The 20,846-nt window shown below is 72.1% G+C and carries 18 protein-coding genes; 13 read left to right on the top strand and 5 right to left on the bottom strand.

Annotation, left to right across the window (positions count from 1 at the left end; translation table 11 throughout):
- Positions 1–45 precede the first annotated feature (45 nt).
- Genes BMY89_RS17145 through BMY89_RS31355 form a run of 4 tightly spaced genes read left to right on the top strand, consistent with a single transcriptional unit; the run spans position 46 to position 1,823 of the window.
- Positions 46–765, top strand: coding sequence for a type II secretion system F family protein (locus BMY89_RS17145; RefSeq protein ID WP_232521405.1), 720 nt, complete (start codon positions 46–48; stop codon positions 763–765).
- Between the two features lie 22 nt (positions 766–787).
- On the top strand, positions 788–955 hold the full coding sequence (locus BMY89_RS17140) for a DUF4244 domain-containing protein (RefSeq protein ID WP_092381002.1): 168 nt from the start codon (positions 788–790) through the stop codon (positions 953–955).
- On the top strand, positions 952–1,320 hold the full coding sequence (locus BMY89_RS17135) for a TadE family type IV pilus minor pilin (RefSeq protein WP_092381001.1): 369 nt from the start codon (positions 952–954) through the stop codon (positions 1,318–1,320). The genes BMY89_RS17140 and BMY89_RS17135 overlap by 4 nt, the downstream gene beginning before the upstream one ends.
- Positions 1,321–1,367: 47 nt before the next feature.
- On the top strand, positions 1,368–1,823 hold the full coding sequence (locus BMY89_RS31355) for an Rv3654c family TadE-like protein (RefSeq protein ID WP_092381209.1): 456 nt from the start codon (positions 1,368–1,370) through the stop codon (positions 1,821–1,823).
- 230 nt (positions 1,824–2,053) lie between these two features.
- Here BMY89_RS31355 and BMY89_RS17125 read toward each other — a convergent pair whose 3' ends face one another.
- The 3 genes from BMY89_RS17125 to BMY89_RS17115 all read right to left on the bottom strand — a co-directional run bounded on the left by BMY89_RS17125 (position 2,054) and on the right by BMY89_RS17115 (position 5,375).
- Positions 2,054–2,632, bottom strand: a complete 579-nt coding sequence (locus BMY89_RS17125; protein WP_092381000.1) for an LURP-one-related family protein — start codon at positions 2,630–2,632, stop codon at positions 2,054–2,056.
- Positions 2,633–2,737: 105 nt separating this feature from the next.
- Positions 2,738–2,944 (bottom strand): hypothetical protein, encoded by a 207-nt coding sequence (locus BMY89_RS17120; RefSeq protein ID WP_092380999.1) that lies wholly within the window; start codon positions 2,942–2,944, stop codon positions 2,738–2,740.
- A 121-nt stretch (positions 2,945–3,065) separates the two neighbouring features.
- Entirely contained in the window at positions 3,066–5,375 is a 2,310-nt protein-coding gene (locus tag BMY89_RS17115; RefSeq protein ID WP_372433258.1) for a DEAD/DEAH box helicase, read from the bottom strand.
- Positions 5,376–5,609: 234 nt separating this feature from the next.
- Here BMY89_RS17115 and BMY89_RS17110 point away from each other — a divergent pair, with 234 nt between their 5' ends.
- From BMY89_RS17110 to topA, 6 genes are all read left to right on the top strand, one after another.
- Positions 5,610–5,951, top strand: a complete 342-nt coding sequence (locus BMY89_RS17110; protein WP_092380997.1) for an STAS domain-containing protein — start codon at positions 5,610–5,612, stop codon at positions 5,949–5,951.
- On the top strand, positions 5,951–6,385 hold the full coding sequence (locus BMY89_RS17105; protein ID WP_092380996.1) for an ATP-binding protein: 435 nt from the start codon (positions 5,951–5,953) through the stop codon (positions 6,383–6,385). The genes BMY89_RS17110 and BMY89_RS17105 overlap by 1 nt, the downstream gene beginning before the upstream one ends.
- Before the next feature lie 281 nt (positions 6,386–6,666).
- Positions 6,667–9,045 (top strand): sodium-translocating pyrophosphatase, encoded by a 2,379-nt coding sequence (locus BMY89_RS17100; RefSeq protein ID WP_092380995.1) that lies wholly within the window; start codon positions 6,667–6,669, stop codon positions 9,043–9,045.
- Positions 9,046–9,160: 115 nt separating this feature from the next.
- Positions 9,161–9,706: a hypothetical protein gene (locus BMY89_RS17095; RefSeq protein WP_092380994.1), complete on the top strand. Its 546-nt coding sequence runs from the start codon at positions 9,161–9,163 to the stop codon at positions 9,704–9,706.
- A complete protein-coding gene (locus BMY89_RS17090; RefSeq protein WP_092380993.1) occupies positions 9,697–10,482 on the top strand; it encodes a hypothetical protein in 786 nt (261 codons plus the stop codon). Before BMY89_RS17095 ends, BMY89_RS17090 begins: the two co-directional genes overlap by 10 nt.
- A 312-nt stretch (positions 10,483–10,794) precedes the next feature.
- Positions 10,795–13,590 (top strand): type I DNA topoisomerase, encoded by a 2,796-nt coding sequence (topA, locus tag BMY89_RS17085; RefSeq protein WP_092380992.1) that lies wholly within the window; start codon positions 10,795–10,797, stop codon positions 13,588–13,590.
- Positions 13,591–13,664: 74 nt separating this feature from the next.
- Here the strand turns inward: topA and BMY89_RS17080 are convergent, their stop codons facing one another.
- Positions 13,665–14,981, bottom strand: a complete 1,317-nt coding sequence (locus BMY89_RS17080; RefSeq protein WP_092380991.1) for a D-arabinono-1,4-lactone oxidase — start codon at positions 14,979–14,981, stop codon at positions 13,665–13,667.
- A gap of 224 nt (positions 14,982–15,205) precedes the next feature.
- Between BMY89_RS17080 and BMY89_RS17075 the strand changes: the two genes are divergently transcribed.
- Complete coding sequence (locus BMY89_RS17075; RefSeq protein ID WP_092380990.1) at positions 15,206–15,850, top strand: TetR/AcrR family transcriptional regulator; 645 nt, start codon at positions 15,206–15,208, stop codon at positions 15,848–15,850.
- A gap of 3 nt (positions 15,851–15,853) precedes the next feature.
- Here BMY89_RS17075 and BMY89_RS17070 read toward each other — a convergent pair whose 3' ends face one another.
- A complete protein-coding gene (locus BMY89_RS17070; protein WP_092380989.1) occupies positions 15,854–17,062 on the bottom strand; it encodes an amino acid deaminase/aldolase in 1,209 nt (402 codons plus the stop codon).
- A 148-nt stretch (positions 17,063–17,210) separates the two neighbouring features.
- Here BMY89_RS17070 and tmk point away from each other — a divergent pair, with 148 nt between their 5' ends.
- Both tmk and BMY89_RS17060 read left to right on the top strand, forming a co-directional pair.
- Complete coding sequence (gene tmk / locus BMY89_RS17065) at positions 17,211–19,586, top strand: dTMP kinase (RefSeq protein ID WP_372433248.1); 2,376 nt, start codon at positions 17,211–17,213, stop codon at positions 19,584–19,586.
- On the top strand, positions 19,586–20,800 hold the full coding sequence (locus BMY89_RS17060) for a DNA polymerase III subunit delta' (protein WP_092380988.1): 1,215 nt from the start codon (positions 19,586–19,588) through the stop codon (positions 20,798–20,800). The genes tmk and BMY89_RS17060 overlap by 1 nt, the downstream gene beginning before the upstream one ends.
- Positions 20,801–20,846: the final 46 nt, after the last annotated feature.

Here is a 20,846-nt window from a genome sequence, read left to right as displayed (position 1 = left end):
ACCCTGGTCGCCGCCGGCTGCCTGGCCGGTGCCACCTCGATCGTCATGGTCGTGGTTGGTCGCTACCGGCCGCAGCGTCGGCTGCGGCGGCTGTCCAGCGGGGTGCCGCCGCCGGTCGCCCGCCTCGCGGGTCGTGGCGGTGATGCACCGTCTCGCCTCCCCGGCGGCTGGCGGCCTGACCTGGTCCGGATCGCCGCCGCGCTGACGGGGGTGGCGGTTGCGGTGCTCATCGAGGGCCCGCTCGGCCTGGGGGCGGCGCTGCCCACGATGGTGCTCCTCGACCGGCTGCTGCGGCGGATCGAGCAGCCGGCCGTGCGGCGCCGGCGGTTGCGCGCCGCAGCTGACCTTCCCCTCGCCGCCGACCTGTTGGCGGCAGCGCTGCGGGCAGGAGCGCCGGTGGAACGGGCGGTGCTCGCGGTGGCCGATGCGCTCGGCGGCCCGCTGGCGGATCAGTTGGGCCGGGTCGGCCGCACCCTGCAACTCGGCGGCGGGTCGCAGGAGGCATGGGCACACCTGGCGATGGTGCCGGGAGCGGATCGCGTCGCCACCGCCGCGGTCCGCTCGGCGAGCAGCGGGGCGGCGCTGGCGGGTGCCCTCGGCCGGCTCGCCGACGATCTGCGCGCAGACCGTGCCACCGCGCTCGAGGCGGCCGCCCGGCGTGCCGGCGTACTGATCGTGTTGCCCCTGGGCCTCTGTTTCCTGCCCGCCTTCATTCTCGCCGGTCTGGTGCCGGTGATCGTCGCCGTCCTCGGCGACGTGTTGTGAACCCATCGAGAAAGGACGAAACATGCGCAGAATCCTCGCCCGCCTTCGCGGGGACGCCGGGATGAACACCGCCGAGTACGCCGTCGGGACGCTCGCGGCGGTCGCCTTCGGCGGCGTCCTGCTGAAGGTGTTGACCTCGGACGGCGTGCAGTCCGCACTGACTGCGGTCATCGACCGGGCACTGAAGTGACCGGGCGCCGGCCGGCCGGTCGCGACCGGGGATCCTTCACCGCCGAGATGGCGGCCGGTCTGCCGGCGCTGGTGTTGCTCCTGCTCGCCGGGTTGACCGCGGTCAACGCCGTGAGTACCAGGGCAGCCTGCCTGGACGCGGCCCGGGAGGCGGCACTCGCCGCCTCCCGGGGCGAGCAGGGCTCCACGGCGGGCAGCCGGCAAGCCCCGGTGGGCGCGGAGGTGGACGTTGTCTTCGACGGTGAGCGGGTCCGGGCGACTGTCCGGGCTCCCGTCCGTGCGCTCGGCGCCAACCTTCCCGCTGTCACCGTCGAGGCCACGGCCGTCGCGGCCGTCGAGCCGGGCCCACCGGAGCCGCAGCCATGACGGTCGTGCTGGGAGCCACCGCCATGGGTCTCGGTGAAGTCGTGAGCATGACGGCCGTGGCGGGAGCCGGAGCCGCAGGTCGCGGCGGAGTCGCAGCCGTCAGCGGCACAGCGGACGACTGGGCTGGCGCGCCGGCCGGCACCCGGCGGGCGGGGTGGCGTGACGACCGTGGTGGGGCGACCATCTGCCTGCTCGCGGTGGGGCTGCTCTTCGTCGTGGCCGGTCTCTTCGGTGCCGGGGTGGGCGCGGCCCGGGTGGCGCGTCAGCAGGCCCGCGTCGCCGCCGACTTCGGTGCCCTGGCCGGTACGGCCCGCGCGCTGGCGGACGAGCCGGCGGCCTGCGCCCGGGCGGCCGAGCTGGTCGCCGCGAACGGCGCCCAACTGGTCTGGTGCCGGCTCGACGGGCTCGACGTGCTGGTCACCGCGGAGGTGATCGTGGACCCGCTGCCGGGGATGGCCCGGACCGCCCGGGCCACCAGCCGCGCCGGGCCGCTTCGTGGTTGACCGCAACCGATGGGCATGACGCGCCGTCGGTGCGTGTCGCCGGCAACGGGCCAGCTCGTTGCGGCGCTGTCAGGAGCGAACGGCGGGTGCGATGCCCGCGGGCGGTGACGATGTCGTGGCACCGGCCAGCGGGCCGGCTCGCCGTGATCGGAGAGCCAGCCCGCGAGCCGGTGCCGCGGAGGCCGGCTGTGGTCAGCGTGACGAGCCGGTGCCGCGAAGGTCAGCTGGGGTCAGCGGCCCTGGAGGGCGTCGAGGGCGACGGCCATGGCGATCACCAGTCGCCGGTCGATCTGCGGGTTCTGGATCTCGACGACGTACCGGTCGCGCAGGCCCCACTTCTTGACCACGGTGAAGATGGGCTGGCCGTCCGCGACGAAATCGAAGTGGTACGGCAGCCAGGACAGCGACTCGACGAACCGGCGTACCAGCGCCACAGGCATGCTGCGCTCCTGGCCGGTGACGTTGGGCAGGCCGGCCTGCTCGACGTGCCAGGTCGAGCGGAGCAGCGACTGCGCGAAGTCCTTGCGGAACAGACCGATCGGGTTGCCGGCGTGATCGGTGACGTCGTACGTGGCACCGAGGTCGAGGCGCTGGCGGGCCTTGAAGCCGAGCAGGGGCTGCTGCTTGGAGTCGTCGGTGTAGATCGTCACCTGCTCCTTGAAGGCGAGTCGCTTCTGCTGGGCGAACGCCAGCAGCCCGCCCTCGGAGCCGTCCGGCGCCACGCTGTGGACCTCGTACTGGTTGACCATGAACCGCACCCGCTGGCGGATGTGGAACTGCTGCTGCGCCTGCAAGCTGTCGGGCTGCATGAAAACTCCTAGATTGTGGTGCGCCGGAGTGTCGCACAGCCCGGCAACCATCGGTCCGCAGGTCCGGTCCGGCCCGAGCTGGGCAGCGGGCCGCCGATTTCGCCGTCAGCGGATGCTGTCGGTGGCAGCCCGGTGAGTCCAGGTGGTGAGCAGTTGGTGAATCGTACGCAGTCGCTCGTTGATCTGATCCAGTCGCTCCGCCTGTGCCAGGGTGGCGAGCGCCGTACCGAGCGCGATCTGCTGGTCGATGTCGAGCTTTTCCTGGTCGATGGTGTAGAGCAGGTCGACGGTCTCGGCGATGGTGTCGGCCACGGCCCCTCCTCCATGTGTGGGCAAAGACGGCGAACGCAAAAATGACGCTCTATGGAAGCGCTCCCATCTCTTGCCCGGGAAGCACGGATTTCATGCCTGCCCGGTCACCCGGGCCGGCCGGTCATTCCGGCAGGTTGGACAGCACCACGTCGAGTACCCGGATCGCGCCCGGCTTGGAGAGCGGGTTGTTGCCGTTGCCGCACTTGGGCGACTGCACGCAGGACGGGCAGCCGGTCTCGCAACCGCACTCGGCGACCGCGACGCGGGTGGCCCGCAGCCAGGCCGCGGCCATGCCGTACGCCCGCTCCGCGAAGCCCGCGCCCCCGGGATGGCCGTCGTAGACGAAGACGGTCGGTGCCTCGGTGTCCGGATGCACCGCCGTGGACAGGCCGCCGATGTCCCACCGGTCGCTGGTGGCCACCAGTGGCAGCAGCCCGATCGCGGCGTGCTCGGCGGCGTGCAGCGCCCCCGGCACATCGGCCGGGTCCACCCCGGCGGTGGCCAGCGACTCCGGTGAGAGGGTGAACCAGACCGCGACGGTGCGCAGCTCGCGCGCCGGCAGGTCCAGCGGGCGGGTGTCGATCACCTCGCCGGTGGCGATTCGCCGCCGCTGGTACGACACCACCTGGCTGGTCACGTCCACCTCACCGAGGAACATCCCGACCGGGCCGGCGTCGACGTACGAACGCACCGACACCACCGACAGCGAGGTGACGTCGCGGGCGTGGGTGGACCAGTCCGGCTCCGCCGGGTGCACCAGCGCGCACCCGTCGGCGAGGTCGAGCGAGTCGACCACGTACGACACTCCCTGGTGCAGGTAGACCGCGCCAGAATGCAGCAGGAAGTGCGACGAGCCCCCGTCGACCGTGCCGAGCAGCCGACCGGTCGCCGCCTCCACCACGCAGACCGGGGCGCCGCCCGCGCCGCGCAGGTCCACCTCGGGCCGTTCCCGGTGCCGCCAGTACCAGCCGGTCGGCCGCTGCCGCAGCGCACCCGCCTGGACCAACGCCTCGACGGCCTCCTTGGCGCCGGCACCGAAGAGTTCCAGGTCGGCCGTGGTCAGTGGCGCCTCGGCCGCCGCGCAGGCCAACTGCGGGCCGAGCACGTACGCGTTGGCCGGGTCGAGCACGGTCGCCTCCACCGGCGCCCCGAAGACCGCCTCCGGATGGTGCACCAGGTAGGTGTCCAGCGGGTCGTCCCGGGCCACCAGCACCGCCAGGGCCTCCTGGCCGGAACGTCCGGCCCGGCCGGCCTGCTGCCACAGCGACGCCCGGGTACCCGGGTACCCGCAGATCAGCACCGCGTCCAGGCCGATCAGGTCGACCCCCAGCTCCAGGGCGTTGGTGGAGGCCAACCCGAGCAGGTCGCCGTGCAGCAGTGCGCGCTCCAGCTCGCGGCGCTCCTCGCGCAGGTAGCCGGCCCGGTACGCGGCGACCCGGCCGCCGAGCCCGGGTACCGCCTCGTCGAGACTGCGCCGGGCGCTGGTCGCCACCACCTCGGCGCCCCGGCGGGACCGGACGAAGGCCAGCGTGCGTACCCCGGCGGCGACGGTGTCGGCGAGCAGGTCGGCGGTCTCGCGCAGCGCCGACCGACGGACCTGGGTGAGATCGGGCTCGGCGACCGGCGCGGGGGCGGCCGCTGCGGCGGGCGGGTCGGGGGGAAGCAGTGGTGGCTCCCAGAGCGCGAAGGTCACCCCGGCCCGCGGTGAGGTGTCCTCGGTTACGGCGGCCACCGACAGGCCGGTCAGTCGGCCGCCCGCCGCGGCCGGATCGCCCGAGGTCGCCGAGGCCAGCACGAACGTCGGGCCGTCGGCGCGCCCGTAGCGGGCGCACTGGCGTCGCAGCCGGCGCAGCACGTGGGCGACGTGCGAGCCGAACACGCCCCGGTAGACGTGGCACTCGTCGATGACCACGTACGCCAGCCGGCGCAGGAACCCCGACCACTGGGCGTGGCCGGGCAGGATGCCGTGATGCAGCATGTCGGGGTTGGTCAGCACGAACCGGGAGTGCCGCCGGATCCACTCCCGTTCGGCGCGCGGGGTGTCTCCGTCGTAGCAGGCCGGACGTACGCCCTCGATCTCCAGTGCGGCGACGGCGCGCATCTGGTCGGCGGCGAGCGCCTTGGTCGGTGCCAGGTAGAGCACGGTGGCGCGGGGGTCGGCGAGCAGCGTGGCCAGGGCGGGCAGCTGGTACGCCAGGGACTTGCCGGACGCGGTGCCGGTGGCCACCACCACGTGCTGGCCGTGGAACGCCAGGCCGGCCGCCTCGGCCTGGTGCCGCCACGGCGAGTTCACACCGCGCCGGCCGTACGCCAGCCGCAGCTCCTCCGACACCCAGTCCGGCCACTGCGCCGGCACCCCGTCCCGGGGCGGCACCCGCTCGACGTGGGTGACCGGATCGGTGCCGTGCCGCTGGCGCAACCGGCGCAGCAGGTCTCCCGGTGCCGGGGCCGGCGGTCCGGCCGGGGCGGTGCCCGGACCCCGCTCGGGGCTGCTGCCGGCGGATACGGTGGCTGCCGAGGTCACGTCCTGCACTCTCGCACTGGTGTTCGGGAATGGGAAATCGGCGTGCCGGGTACGGGAGGGCCTGCCCAGGTGAGTCGTCAGCCGGTCCTCCGGGTAGTGGTTAGATGCCCAGAGAGTTTACGGCTGTGCGAGGGAGGACCGATGGAGCTGTCGCTGGCGACCCGCACCGTGGGGGAGCACACGGTGCTCGAGGTCGGCGGTGAGGTGGACGTCTACACCGCCCCCCGGCTGCGCGAGCGGCTCCTCGAACTGATCGACGGCGGGGTTCGGCACGTGGTGGTCGACCTGGGCCGGGTGGACTTCCTCGATTCCACCGGGCTGGGTGTGCTGGTCGGCGCACTCAAGCGGCTGCGCACCGCCGACGGCACCTTCGCTCTGGTCTGCGACAAGGAGCCACTGCTCAAGATCTTCCGGATCACGGCGCTGGACCAGGTCTTTCCGCTGCATCGGACGGTCGAAGCGGCGACCGGTGCCGGCAAGTGATGGCCACGGTCCGGCTCTCCTTCTCGCCCGCGCCGGTACACGTGCGCACCGCCCGTCTGGTCGGCGTCGCGGTGGCCCGGCGCGCGGGCGTTCGCGAGGACCTGCTCGACGAGGTGCGGCTGGCCATCGGTGAGGCGTGCACCCGGGCGGTCGCTCTGCACCGCCAGTACGGCCTCTCCGAGCCGGTGCTGGTGGAGATGTCCGACTCCGGGGCGTACGCGGTGCGGGTGGTGGACCGGGCGCCGATCGAGGCGGGCATCGGACTCGCCGCGCTCGACGCCGACCAGTTGGCCAACGAGTCGCTGGACGAGGACGACCTGACCACCGGTGTCGGCTTCGCCCTGCTCGCCGGCTTTGTCGAGGACCTTCAGGTGCGTCCCGTCGACGACGGCATCGGCACCGAGGTGCGGATGGTCTGGCCGGTCGCGCGCTGACGGCCGCTCGCGTGCTGACCGCGTGTCATGGACCTGTTCCTATATCAGATTTCGGTTCATAACACAGCGACGTAGATCATCGAGACATCCCGCCACCTCGGTGTGACCTCCAACACTGGGGACGGCTACAGTACCCGGGTTGTCAGCAAGTGATCCACCAGCGCAGATAGGCGTCCGACGCCGGTCTGCCGGAGTCGGTCGGCGCGCTTGCTAATTCGCATCCAGGCGCCGGTCGGTGCGTCTCCATCGGCCGGCGCGTTGTTCGGCACAGGAGGACACAGATGTCCGACACCTTGGCCGCCGAGGGCGGCGGGCTCTCCCTAACCGGAGCCAATGTCACGTACGTCGTCATCGCCGCGGTGATCGCGCTGGTCGCGCTCGCCTTCGCCGCCGCGTTGACGAAGACCGTGCTGGCGGCCGGTAAGGGCACCACCAACATGCAGGAGATCTCCGGGGCCGTGCAGGAGGGCGCCTCGGCCTATCTTTTCCGACAGTTCCGTACCCTGGCGATCTTCGTAGTGATCGCCGTGGTGCTGCTGTTCCTGCTGCCGGTGCACAACACCGAAGGCAGCGAGATCGCGGTGAAGATCGGTCGCTCGCTCTTCTTCGTGGTCGGTGCCCTGTTCAGCGCCTTCATCGGCGGCGCGGGCATGTGGCTGGCCACCCGGGCCAACCTGCGGGTGGCAGCCGCCGCCCGGGAGCGCGAAGGCGGCCGGGAGACGGCCATGAAGATCGCCTTCCGGACAGGTGGCGTGGTCGGCTTCCTCACCGTCGGTCTCGGTCTCTTCGGCGCCGCGCTGGTCGTGCTGGTCTTCCGGGGTGACGCGCCGACGGTGCTGGAGGGCTTCGGTTTCGGTGCCGCGCTGCTGGCCATGTTCATGCGGGTCGGCGGCGGCATCTTCACCAAGGCCGCCGATGTCGGCGCCGACCTGGTCGGCAAGGTGGAGCAGGGCATCCCCGAGGACGACCCACGCAACGCCGCCACCATCGCCGACAACGTGGGTGACAACGTCGGCGACTGCGCCGGCATGGCCGCCGACCTGTTCGAGTCGTACGCGGTCACCCTGGTCGCCGCGCTGATCCTGGGCCGGGCCGCGTTCGGCTCCGACGGCCTGGTGCTGCCGCTGATCATCTCCACGATCGGTGTGCTGGTCGCCATCATCGGCGTCTTCATCACCCGACTGCGCGCCTCCGACCGCAACGCCCTGACCGCGATCAACCGGGCCTTCTACCTCTCCGCGCTGATCTCGGCGGTGCTGGTCGCGGTGGCCACGTTCGCCTACCTCCAGCCGTCCTGGGCGGCGCAGCTCGGCGACAACTGGCGGGAGACCCTCAACGTCAACGGCGGGGACCCGCTCTTCGGCCCGCGCGGCGTGGTCATCGGCGCGGTCGTCATCGGCATCGTGCTGGCCGCCGCCATCCAGGCGCTCACCGGCTACTTCACCGAGACCAACCGCCGGCCGGTGCAGGACATCGGCAAGAGTTCGCAGACCGGCGCGGCCACCGTCATCCTCGCCGGCATCAGCGTCGGCCTGGAGTCGGCGGTCTACTCGGCGCTGCTCATCGCCGCCGGTGTGTTCGGCGCCTTCCTGCTGGGCGGCGGCTCCATCACCCTCTCGCTGTTCGCCGTGGCGCTGGCCGGCACCGGCCTGCTCACCACCGTCGGCGTGATCGTCGCGATGGACACGTTCGGTCCGATCTCCGACAACGCCCAGGGCGTGGCCGAGATGTCCGGCGACATCGACGAGCACGGCGCCCGTACGCTCACCGAGCTGGACGCGGTGGGCAACACCACCAAGGCGATCACCAAGGGCATCGCGATCGCCACTGCGGTGCTGGCCGCGACCGCGCTGTTCGGCTCCTACACCGACACGCTGCGCAGCGCGTACGCCGACGCGGGTGTGGGCGACGTCAACGACATGATCCTCAACGCGCTGAACGTGTCGAACCCGCAGAACCTGGTCGGCCTGATCATCGGTGCGGCGGTGGTGTTCCTCTTCTCCGGCCTGGCCATCAACGCGGTCTCCCGCTCGGCGGGCGCCGTGGTGATGGAGGTCCGCCGGCAGTTCCGTGAGCTGCCCGGGATCATGGACCGCACCCAACGGCCGGAGTACGGCAAGGTCGTGGACATCTGCACCCGGGACGCGCAGCGCGAGCTGCTGACCCCCGGCCTGCTGGCCATCCTGGCGCCGATCGCGGTCGGCTTCGGCCTCGGGCCCGGCGCGCTGGCGTCGTACCTGGCCGGTGCGATCGGCGCCGGCACGCTGATGGCGGTCTTCCTGGCCAACTCCGGCGGCGCCTGGGACAACGCCAAGAAGATGGTCGAGGACGGCGCGTACGGCGGCAAGGGCTCCGAGGCGCACTCCGCGACCGTCATCGGCGACACCGTCGGTGACCCGTTCAAGGACACCGCCGGCCCGGCGATCAACCCGCTGCTGAAGGTGATGAACCTGGTCGCGCTGCTGATCGCGCCGGCCGTGGTGGCCTGGAGCGTGGGCGACGACCGCAACGTCGGCCTGCGGATCACCATCGCGGCGGTGGCGACGGCGATCATCGTCGCCTCGGTGGTGTTCAGCAAGCGCAAGGGCATCGCCATGGGTGACGACACCGACAGCGGTGCCGGCACCGCGGACCCGCGTCCGGAGTCGATCAAGGCCTGATCGGCGCAGCACCCCCGGTCCCCGGTCGGCAACCGCCGGCCGGGGACCGGTCGCCTTTCCGGACCGGTACGCCTGACCGGTGCCGAGCCGCGGCAGACGCCGTACCCTGCAACGCATGCGTACGTGCCGGGCGGCAACCGCCGGAAAGCTCACGGTGGTCCTGGCCACGCTGGTCCTGTTGGTCGCCGCCTGTGGCTCCAGCGGTCCGAGCCCCCGGGCCTGGGCCGCCTCGGTGTGCTCGGCGCTGACCCCCTGGCGGGCCGAGATCAGCAAGTTGACCAGCAGCACGAACCAGCAGATGACCGCGCAGACCACCCCCGCCCAGGCCAAGGAGAACCTGGTCCGGCTCTTCGGCGGGGCCGAGCAGGCCAGCGAGACCGCCCGAGAGAAGGTGGAGCAGGCGGGGGTGCCCGAGGTCGAGCATGGTGAGGAGGTCTCCGCCGGTTTCCGGGCCTCGCTCGCGTCGATGCGGGACGCCTACGGCCGGGCTCGGACCGCCATCGACGGGCTGGCCACCGGCGAGGCCAGCACCTTCTACGACGGTGTCCAGGACACGGTGGAGACCCTCCAGCAGGAGTACGACGCGAGCGCGCTGGACACCAGCCGGCTGGACTCGGAGGAGCTCAAGCGCGCCTTCGACGAGGTACCTGAATGCCGTTGACCGGTTCCGGGCAGACACCGGCGGCGCAGCCGCTGCCGGTAGCCTTCCCGGTGCCCGACCCGGCCCCACCGGCGGCACGCCGGCGATCCTCCCGCGGTCGGCGGGCCACCGCGAGCGCAAGCGCCGGGGAGCCGGAGGCCGAGCCGCTGGCCGGCGACGATGCCCCGGCACCGGTCCCGGCGGAGCCGGCCAACACCGACCGGCAACTGGTCTTCTTCGGTGCCGAGACCGGCGAACCCTCGGTTGCCGATCTTGCCGGGCTGCTCGCCGGACCGGGCGAGGTGCACCGGATGGGCGGAACCGCCCGGCTGTCGGTGGTGGTGGACGCCGCGTGGCGGGTGCACGTGCTCGTCGGCGAGCTGGCCCAACGGGGTGTCCGGGCCAGCTGGGCAGCCACCGAGGACCAGCGGTACGCGGTCCGTACCGCGTACACCCGGGCGATCGTGCCGCTCGCGGCGGCCTGGCTGCGCGGCCCGACGCAGCACCCGCCACCGGGGTTCCAGCTCGACGGCCGGCGGCTGCGCCTCTGGCTCGCCGCGGCGGGGATCGCCGAACCACCGGACTTCCTGCTCCGGCTGGGCGGCGTCGATGCGCAGCGGTGGTCGGTGGTCGGTGCCGCCCTGGCCCGGGCGGGGTTGGCCGGCGAGCTGGTGGAGCCGGGGCCGGGCGGTCCCGGGTACCTGATCAGGGGACGTCGCCGGACGCTGCGGCTGGCCGAGCTGGTCGGTGAGCGGCCGTCCGCGGCCCCGTCGACAGCCTGGCCGACCCGCGGCTGAGGCCGGCCGGGGTGCTGTCCGGCTGTCTGATCGGGGACAGCCCGGGTGTCGGGGAACACAGGGAGGATCGGTGCAGTTCAACCTCCACGAGGGGCTGCGATGGTTACAGCGGCCCGCTCGACGCCCTACCCAGGGTGTACGGTGACGCCGATTGCGTGACCACAGATCGTCCGGGGCAGATTGCCGCCCGCGAAACCTGAAACACGGACGGCGCGTTACGTTGGACATCCGGACCGCCGGGTACCGGTGGGTCGAGTGCGCCCGGAGCCGGCCAGGCGCGGCCATTTAGTCAGGAATGAGGTCGAAGCAGACGTGCCGAGCAACGCTGGAACCACCCGTCTGGTCATCGTCGAGTCTCCGGCGAAGGCCAAGACGATCTCGGGCTACCTCGGCCCGGGGTACGTCGTGGAGGCCAGCTTCGGGCACGTCCGCGACCTGCCGCGCAACGCCGCCGATGTGCCGGCGAAGTACAAGGGCGAGCCATGGGCCCGGCTCGGCGTCGACGTCGACAACGGCTTCCACGCCCTCTATGTCGTCTCCGCCGACCGCAAGCAGCAGATCAGCAAGCTGACCAAGCTGGCCAAGGAGGTCGACGAGATCTTCCTCGCCACGGACGAGGACCGGGAGGGCGAGGCGATCGCCTGGCACCTGGTGGAGACGCTCAAGCCGAAGGTGCCGGTCCGGCGGATGGTCTTCCACGAGATCACCAAGCCGGCGATCCAGGCGGCGGTGGCCAACCCACGGGAGATCGACCGCGACCTGGTCGACGCCCAGGAGGCGCGGCGCATCCTCGACCGGCTCTACGGCTACGAGGTCTCCCCGGTGCTGTGGAAGAAGGTCATGCCGAGGCTGTCGGCGGGCCGGGTGCAGTCCGTGGCGACCCGGATCGTGGTCGAGCGGGAGCGGCAGCGGATGGCCTTCCGCACCGCCGAGTACTGGGACATCCTCGCCACGCTCGCCGTGACCAACCCGGGCGAGGGGCCGCGCAACTTCAACGCCACCCTGGTCGCGTTGAACGGTGACCGGATCGCCACCGGCAAGGACTTCGAGCCGACCACCGGTCGCGTTCGCGCCGGGGCGGGTGTGGTGCACCTCGACGAGGGGGGCGCCCGAGGGCTCGCCGCCCGGCTGGCCGGGCGGCCGTTCGCCGTCACCCGGGTCGAGGAGAAGCCGTACCGGCGCCGGCCGTACGCGCCCTTCATCACCTCCACCCTCCAGCAGGAGGCGGCCCGCAAGCTACGGCTCTCGTCGCAGCAGACGATGCGCACGGCGCAGCGGCTATACGAGAACGGCTACATCACCTACATGCGTACCGACTCGGTGAACCTGTCGGAAACCGCCATCGCGGCGGCCCGTCGGCAGATCATCGAGCTGTACGGCGAGCGCAGCGTGCCGCCGGAGCCGCGTCGCTACACCGGCAAGGTGAAGAACGCGCAGGAGGCGCACGAGGCGATCCGCCCGGCGGGGGACAACTTCCGTACGCCGGGCGAGGTGGCCAAGGAATTGTCGGCCGAGGAGTTCAAGCTCTACGAGCTGATCTGGCGGCGCACCATCGCCTCGCAGATGACCGACGCGGTCGGCTCCAGCGTCTCGGTTCGCATCCGGGCGACCACCACCGCCGGCGAGGAGGCCGACTTCGGCGCCACCGGCAAGACCATCACCGACCCGGGCTTCCTGCGCGCCTACGTCGAGTCCAGCGACGACGAGAACGCCGAGGCGGAGGACGCCGAGCGTCGCCTGCCCAACCTGGTGAAGGACCAGCCGCTCACCGCCCAGGAGTTGGCCGCGCAGGGCCACCACACCCAGCCGCCGTCCCGCTACACCGAGGCGTCGCTGGTCAAGGCCCTGGAGGAGCTGGGCATCGGCCGCCCCTCCACGTACGCCTCGATCATGCAGACGATCCAGGACCGTGGGTACGTCTTCAAGCGCGGCCAGGCCATGATCCCGTCGTTCCTCGCGTTCGCGGTGATCGGGCTGATGGAGCGCCACTACCCGCGCCTGATCGACTACGACTTCACCGCCAGTATGGAGAACGAGCTGGACGAGATCGCCGGTGGCGACCACGCCGCCGTCGACTTCCTCACCGCGTTCTACTTCGGCACCACCAACGGCGCCGGGGACCAGGACATCGCCCGCTCCGGTGGGCTGAAGAAGCTGGTCACCGAGAACCTCAGCGACATCGACGCGCGCAGCGTCAACTCCATCCCGCTGCACACCGACGACGAGGGACGTGAGGTGGTGGTGCGGGTCGGCCGGTACGGGCCGTACCTGCAACGCTCGGTGCCCGGCGAGGAGCAGACCCCCGCCGCGGAGGGCGAGGAGGGCACCACCCCGGGCGACCGGGCGCCGATCCCGGAGGGGCTGGCGCCGGACGAGCTCACCCCGGAGAAGGTGCACGAGCTGTTCCTCGGCGGTGGTGGCGAACGCAAGCTGGGTGACGACCCGGCCACCGGGGAGCCGATCCTGCTCAAGTCCGGCCGGTTCGGCCCGTACGTGGCCAGCGGCGAGCGGAAGTCCTCGCTGCTGCGCTCGCAGTCGCCGGACTCGCTCACCCTCGACGAGGCGCTCAAGCTGCTCAGCCTGCCCCGGCTGATCGGGGTGGGCCCGGACGGCGCGGAGGTGCTCGCCAACAACGGCCGCTACGGACCGTACGTGAAGCGTGGTGACGAGTTCCGCTCGCTGGACTCGGAAGACAAGATGTTCACCGTCACGCTGGACGAGGCGCTGGCGTTGCTGGCCGCCCCGAAGACCCGCCAGCGTCGGGCCGCGGCCCCGCCGTTGCGGGAGATGGGCGCCGACCCGCTGACCGAGAAGCCCCTGGTCATCAAGGACGGCCGGTTCGGCCCGTACGTCACCGACGGGGAGACCAACGCCTCCCTGCGGCGCGGTCAGACTCCCGAGGAGTTGAGCCTGGCGGAGGCCTCCGAGATGCTCGCCGAGAAGCGGGCAAAGGGTCCGGCCCCGAAGAAGACCCCCGCGAAGAAGGCCCCGGCCAAGAAGACCCCCGCCAAGGCCACCCCCGCCAAGGCCGCCAAGAAGACCCCCGCCAAGGCCGCCAAGGCCACCCCCGCGAAGAAGACCACCAGCACCGCCCGCACCACCGACTGACCTCTCCCCGCGTGATCTTGGTACGGGAGCGCCCCTCCAGGGGCGTTTCGGACCAAGATCCGGTGTTGGCCGGGCTAGCCGAGGAGGGTGGTCAGGTGGGGGGTGGTGAAGGTGTGGTGGGGGTCCAGACGGGCGCGGATCTGTTGGAAGTCGTGCCAGCGGGGGTAGGCGGGAGCCAGCGACTCGGCGTCGCGCCAGTGCAGCTTGCCCCAGTGCGGCCGGCCACCCAGCGCGGTCGCCACCTTCTCGAAGGCCCGGAAGTACGGCTCGTAGGGCATGCCGACGTACTGGTGCACGGCGAGGTACGCGGATTCGCGTCCGTAGGAGTGCGACAGCGGGATCCGGTCGGCGGCGGTGAACCGCACCTCGACCGGGAAGAGCACCTTGAACGGCAGCCCGTCGATGATCCGGCGCAGCGCGTCGAGCGCGTCGGCCAGGGTTTCGCGCGGTAGCGCGTACTCCATCTCCAGGAAGCGGACCCGGCGCGGACTGCAGAAGACCGCGTCGGAGCGGCCGGTGTAGATCCGCTCGGTGAGCGCCCGGGCGGAGAGGGCGCTGATCCCCGGCGCGAGGTTCGGCATCGCCCGGCTGAGCCGGCAGGCCCCGGCGAAGACGGTGTTGGCCAGGAAGTCGTCGTCGCGCCAACTGCGCCAGCGGGACAACGGCCGGTCGTCGACGGCCACCCGGTCGTTCGTCTTCAGCTGCACCCGGGTGGTGTACGGGAACCAGAAGAACTCGACGTGATCGTGCGCGTCGACCAGTGCGGGGATCTCCGCCAACACGGAGTCCAGGGACGCCGGGCGCTCCTGTGCCCGCAGCACGAAGGCGTCCACGCAACGCAACGTCACCTCGACCAGTACGCCGAGCGCGCCGAGCGAGATTCGGGCGGCGTCGAAGACGTCGGGCCGCTCGTCGGCCGAGCAGCGCAGCACCTCGCCGGCCCCGGTGACCAGGGTCAGCGCCTCGACGAAGGTGGCCAGGCCCCCGTGTGCCGCGCCGGTGCCGTGGGTGCCGGTGGAGATCGCTCCGGCCACCGTCTGCGCGTCGATGTCGCCGAGGTTGGGCAGCGCCAGCTGATGACCGGCGAGTAGGGCGTTCAGTTCCCGCAGCGTCATCCCGGCCGGTACGGTGACGAGGCGCCGATCGATGTCCACGCGTACGTCGATGGCGAGTCGGGCCAGGTCCATCCGCCTCCCGTCGCCGACCGCGACGGGGGTGAAGGAGTGGCCGCTGCCGACCGGGCGGATCCGCTCACCGGCCTCGGCTGCCGCGCGGACCTGCTCGGCCACCTCGGCGACGGAGGACGGTCGCAGGACGGCGGTGGCGCGGCTGTGCTGGTTTCCGGCCCAGTTGGACCAGGTGGCGGCATCGGCGGGTCCGGTTCCGGCCATCGGCGCGCTCCTCAAGATGAATATGAACCGAATTCATATCAGGAACGTTGTTCCTGGTAAACACCGCAATCGAGGTCCGCTCGTTGTACCGGTAGTCACGGTCTCGTGACGTGCAGATATGTTCATCCGTCGAGAGGGGGTGGCGAGTGTCCACTTCAGCCGCCACGACCGGGCCGCTGCGCCGTGTACCAGTGCAGGGTCGTAGTGTCGCGCGCGTTCAGCGGATGCTGGACGCCTGTGCCGAACTCGTCGACGAGGTGGGGTACGAGGGGCTGACCACCACCCTGCTCGCCGAGCGGGCTGAGGTGGCGATCGGGTCGGTCTACCAGTTCTTTCCGGACAAGCGGGCGATCGTGCAGGCGCTGACGCTGCGCACGATGGAGTCCTATCTCCAGCGGCTCGATGAACGCTTCGCCTCGGACGATCTGACCCACTGGTGGGACGGAGTCGACGCGGGGATCGATGAATACATCACGATGCACCGCACCGTTCCCGGGTTCCGTACCCTGCACTTCGGCGACGTGGTCGACCTGCATCTGCTCGATGAGCAGCGGGACAACAACGGGGTGATCGCCGACCAGTTGGGCCGGGTGCTCACCGAGCGGTTCGGCCTGGCCGACGTCCCCGAGCTGCGTTTCCATCTGGAGATCGCGGTGGAGGCGGCCGACGCCCTGATCAAGCTCGCGTTCCGGCGGAAGCCGGACGGGGATGACCGGGTGCTGACCGAGGCCAAGGCGCTGATCCGCGAGTACCTGCACCGTCAGGTGAACGCGCGGGGCGATTCCGGTCACCGGCCGGTCGTGCAGCCCGCGAAGCCGGCCGACGACCAGATCGTCGAGCCCGCCCAGCCGGCCGCGCAGCCCGCCTGACGCTCAGAGGAAGGCACGGCCCTCACCTCGGTAGGTCGGCACGGTGGCTACCACGCTGTCGCCGTCCACCAGGTGCAGCTCGTTGACCCGCTCGCACAGCTCGCCGGACTTGGCGTGGCGGAACCAGACCCGGTCACCGATGCGCAGGGTGGCGGCCCTCGACCCGGTCAGCGGCGTCTGCACCTCGCCGGCCCCCTCGGCACCGAGCAGCTTGAGCCCGGTAGGCAGCCACGGTCGGGGCAGCCGGCTACGGTCGGCCGAGCCGGAGGCGATCCAGCCGCCGCCGAGCACGGTGGCCAGTTCGGGTGCCGGCCGGCGGACCACCGAGCAGGCGAAGAAGGCCGCTGGGGTGGGTTGCCAGGCCCGGTACGCGTCGAAGAGTGTCGGCCCGTACAGCCCGGATCCCGCGGTGACCTCGGTTACCGCGGGATCGGCGCTGGTCGCGGCCACGCTGCCGGTGCCACCACCGTTGACGAACTCCAGGTCCGCGTGCTCGCGTACCGCGGCCACCGCCGTGCTCCGGCGGGCCAGCAACTCGCGGTACGACCCGCGTTGAGCCAGCCGGATCGCGGTGCCGAGCGCCGTCCTTCCGGGCGGTGCGTCGCCCAGGCCGGCAATCTGTGCCTCGTACGACATCAGTCCGACCAGCCGGAAGCCCGGCCGGCGGACGACGGTGGCGGCGAGCCGGCCGGCCGCCCGCGCGCTGTGCACCGGTGAGCGACGCACACCGACGTGCACCCGGCCGCCCAGCAGCCGCCAGGAGGCGTCCAGGTCGAGGCAGACCCGCAGCTCCGGCCGGCGACCGGGGGGCGACACCGCGTCGCAGAAGTCCAGCTGCTCCGGGTCGTCGATCATCAGGGTTACCGCCGCCATGAGCGTCGGGTCGGCGACGAGTTCCGCCAGCGCTCCCCGGTCGACCGTGGGGTACGCCACCAGCACGTCGGCGCTGACGCCGGTGCGGACCAGCCAGATCGCCTCAGGCAGCGTGAAAGCCATCACCGCGTGCCAGCCCGGCCGGGCCAGCGCGCGGGCGACCAGTTCGCGGCTACGCAGCGACTTGCTGGCGATCCGCAGCGGTTTGCCGTCGGCCCGGTCGACGAGCGCGGCGGCGTTGCTGTCGAAGGCCCTGAGGTCGACCACCGCGTACGGGGGGTCGAGGTGCGCGGTCGCCCGGTCGAGGCGGTGGCGCAGGTTCTCGCTGTCGGTGGCCACGTGTGCACGCTAACTGTGAAACGGTTAATGCGAAATACCCTCGCGTCTGCCTGCCTGGGTCGGGCTGGCCACCGCGGCCTAGGCTGCGGCGAGCAGGCGATGCAGGACGGGACGACGTCCCTGTCAGGTCTAGAGTGTTCCACCGGGGGTGCCCAGCGATGGGCCGGCACGTGGAGGTACGGCCATCGAAAGCGAGTTCAACGGCGAGTCGTCCGGCGTGTCGCCGTCCGCGGACCAGCCCGCCAGCACAGCCGGACAGCCGGCCGGCAAAGCCGACTCAGCCGGACAGCCCGCCGGCACCGCCGGACGCGGCGCGACCGGCCAGCCCGGCGGTGCCACCAACCAGCCCGGCAAGGCGGGGGCGCAGAGCCCGTCGGGCGGACCCGGCGGCCAACCCGACCTGACCGGGTACGGTGCGATCCGTTCGGTGCTGCGCATCCGGCCGTTCCGCCGGCTCTGGATCGTGCTCGGCGCGGCCTCCTTCGGTGACTGGCTCGGACTGCTCGCCACCAGCGTCTTCGCCGCCGCCCAGGTGGAGGGGAGCACCGCCAAGGGCGCGGCCTTCGGTGGCGTGATCGCCATTCGGCTGCTACCCGCCCTGCTGCTCGGCCCGTTCGCCGGAGTGCTCGCCGACCGGTTCGACCGGCGCTGGACGATGGTCATCTGCGACCTGCTGCGATTCGTGCTCTTCGCCTCCATCCCGCTGTACGCGCTGACCGGCGCCAGCGGCGCGCGGGTGGTCAGCTGGGCGGCCATCGCCACCTTCCTGATCGAGACGGTCACCCTGCTCTGGATCCCGGCCAAGGAAGCCGCGGTACCGAACCTCATCCCGCGGGCCCGGCTGGAGACGGCCAACCAGCTCACCCTGATCACCACGTACGGCCTGACCCCGGTCTTCGCCGCGATCGTGCTGTCGTCGCTCGACGGCATCATCCGGGGCGCCACCGGAGGTGAGATCCCCTCCTGGTCCCAGCCGGCCCAGCTCGCGCTCTGGTTCAACGCATTCTCCCGGCTCGCCACCGCCGTGGTGGTGGCCTTCGGCATCAAGGAGATCAGCCAGGGGCAGACCGACGAGCAGGACCGTACCGAGCAGAGCATGATGCGCCAGTTCACCGAGGGCTGGCGGTTCATCGGGCAGACCCCGCTGGTCCGGGGACTGGTCCTCGGCATCCTCGGCGCCTTCGCCGGCGGCGGCATCGTGATCGGCACCGCCCGGTTCTTCGCCGACTCGCTCGGCGCCGGTGACGCCGCGTTCTACCTGCTGTTCGGCGCGATCTTCATCGGCCTGGCGATCGGCATCGGGCTCGGGCCGATGATCGTGCGGGACATGTCCCGGCGGCGTTGGTTCGGCATGAGCATCGTGCTGGCCAGCGCCTCGGTGATGACGTTGGCCTTCGCCATCCACCTGTCCATGGCGTTGGTCGGTGCGGTCCTGGTCGGCGCCGGCGCGGGGATGGCCTTCCTCTCCGGCACCACCCTGCTCGGCGGCGAGGTCGCCGACGAGGTACGCGGTCGGGTCTTCGCCGTGGTGCAGATCGGCACCCGGCTCGTGCTGATCCTGGCGATCGCGCTGGGCAGCCTGCTCGCCGGCGTCGGTGGATCTCGCATGCTGACCATCGCCGACCTCGGCATCTCCGTCTCCTCCACCCGCCTGCTGCTGCTCGCCGCCGGCGCGGCCGGGATCTTCGCCGGGATCAGCGCGTTCGGTCAGATGGACGACAAGAAGGGCGTTCCGGTCCTGGCCGACCTGTGGGGGTCGATCCGGGGTCGGCCGCTGATGCCGGCCGAACCGTTCGTCTCGGCCGGGCTCTTCGTGGTCTTCGAGGGCGGCGAGGGCGCGGGCAAGTCGACCCAGCTCGCCCAGTTGGCCGAGCGGCTGCGCGGCGAGGGGCGGGACGTGGTGGTCACCCGGGAGCCCGGCGCCACCGGCATCGGGGCCCGGATCAGGTCGCTGGTGCTCGACACCGCCGCCGGGGAGGCGCCCTCGCCGCGCGCCGAGGCGCTGCTCTACGCCGCCGACCGGGCGCACCACGTGGCCACCGTCGTCCGGCCCGCCCTGGTCCGCGGCGCGGTGGTGATCAGTGACCGGTACGTCGACTCGTCCCTGGCCTACCAGGGCGCCGGGCGTACGCTGCCGGTCGACGAGGTCTCCTGGCTCTCCTCCTGGGCCACCGGCGGGCTCAAGCCCGACCTGGTGGTGCTGCTCGACGTCGACCCGGGTACCGGGCTGTCCCGGGTGGCCGCCCGCAACGAGACCGCCGACCGGCTGGAGGCCGAGTCGGTCTCCTTCCACGAGCGGGTCCGCTACGCCTTCCTGGATCTCGCCGCCGCCGACCCGAAGCGTTACCTGGTGCTGGACGCGGCCCGCCCGGTCGAGGAGATCGCGGAGCAGGTCTCCCGCCGGGTGGAGGAGATGCTGGGCGACCGCGGCAACATCGAGCACCCGCCGCCGGCGAACGGCCCGGACACCTCGGTGCAGCCCGAGTTATCCCCGTCGGAGCTGGTGGTGACGGAGCGGACGTGATGCCGGACGCCTTCTTCGACCTGGTCGGGCAGGACGAGGCGGTGGAGACCCTGCGCCGGGCCGCCGCCGCGGCCGCTGCCGTGCTGCGCACGGCCGGCGAGCCGGCGCCGGAGGCCGGCGGCGGCCCGGGTGGCGGGATGACCCATGCCTGGATCTTCACCGGCCCGCCCGGGTCGGGACGGTCGGTCGCGGCACGTGCCTTCGCCGCCGCGCTCCAGTGCGTGCACGGCACCGGCTGTGGGACGTGCCCCGGCTGCCACACCACCCTCGCCGGTACCCACGCCGACGTTCGGCTGGTGGTGCCCGATGGGCTCTCCATCGGTGTGAACGAGATGCGGGCCCTGGTGCTCCGGGCGGCCAGCACCCCCTCCGGTGGTCGATGGCAGGTCGTGATCATCGAAGACGCCGACCGGCTCACCGAGGCGGCCGGTAACGCGCTGCTCAAGGCGGTCGAGGAGCCACCACCGCGTACCGTCTTCCTGCTCTGCGCGCCGTCCACCCACCCGGACGACATCTCGGTGACCATCCGGTCACGGTGCCGGGTCGTACCGCTTCGCCAGCCCTCCGCCGACGCGGTGGCCGAGGTGCTGGTCCGCCGGGACGGCGTCGCGCCGGACGTGGCGCGGTGGGCGGCGGCGGCCACTCAGGGGCATGTGGGACGGGCCCGCCGGCTGGCCGGCGATCCACAGGCCCGCGCCCGGCGTGCTGCGGTACTGGCGGTGCCGCGGCGGCTGACCAGCGTGGGCGCGGCCTTCGACGCGGCGTCCGCGCTGATCGAGGCGGCCGAGGCGGAGGCCGAGGCATCGGTCGCGGAGATCGACGCGACGGAACGCTCGGCGCTGGAGACGGCGCTCGGTGCGGGTGGCACCGGTCGGGGCGCGGCCGGCGCCGCGCGGGGATCCGCCGGGCAGCTGAAGGACCTGGAGCGGCGCCAGAAGTCCCGGGCGACCCGGGCGCAGCGGGACGCGTTGGATCGCGCCCTGGTCGACCTGGCCGCCTTCTACCGGGACGCGCTCATGACGGCCTTGGGTGCGCCGGTGGCGCCGGTGCACGCCGACACCGCGGAGCTGGCCGACACCGGTGCCCGTAGCTGGCAGGCGGAGGGGACGCTGCGGCGGCTGGAGGCCGTGCTCTCCTGTCGCACGGCGATCGAGGCCAACGTCAAGCCCCGGATCGCGGTCGAGGCGATGATGCTCGCCCTCTGGAAGGGCTGACCCAACCGCCGTTCGGTGGGTGGCGTGCCAGCCGTCCCGCGCTCCG

It is taken from the genome of Micromonospora phaseoli (assembly GCF_900109115.1).
GTDB classification, from domain to species: Bacteria; Actinomycetota; Actinomycetes; order Mycobacteriales; family Micromonosporaceae; genus Micromonospora; species Micromonospora phaseoli.
Note: the sequence above shows the minus strand (reverse complement) of the source record. Positions and strands in the feature narration are given on the sequence as shown.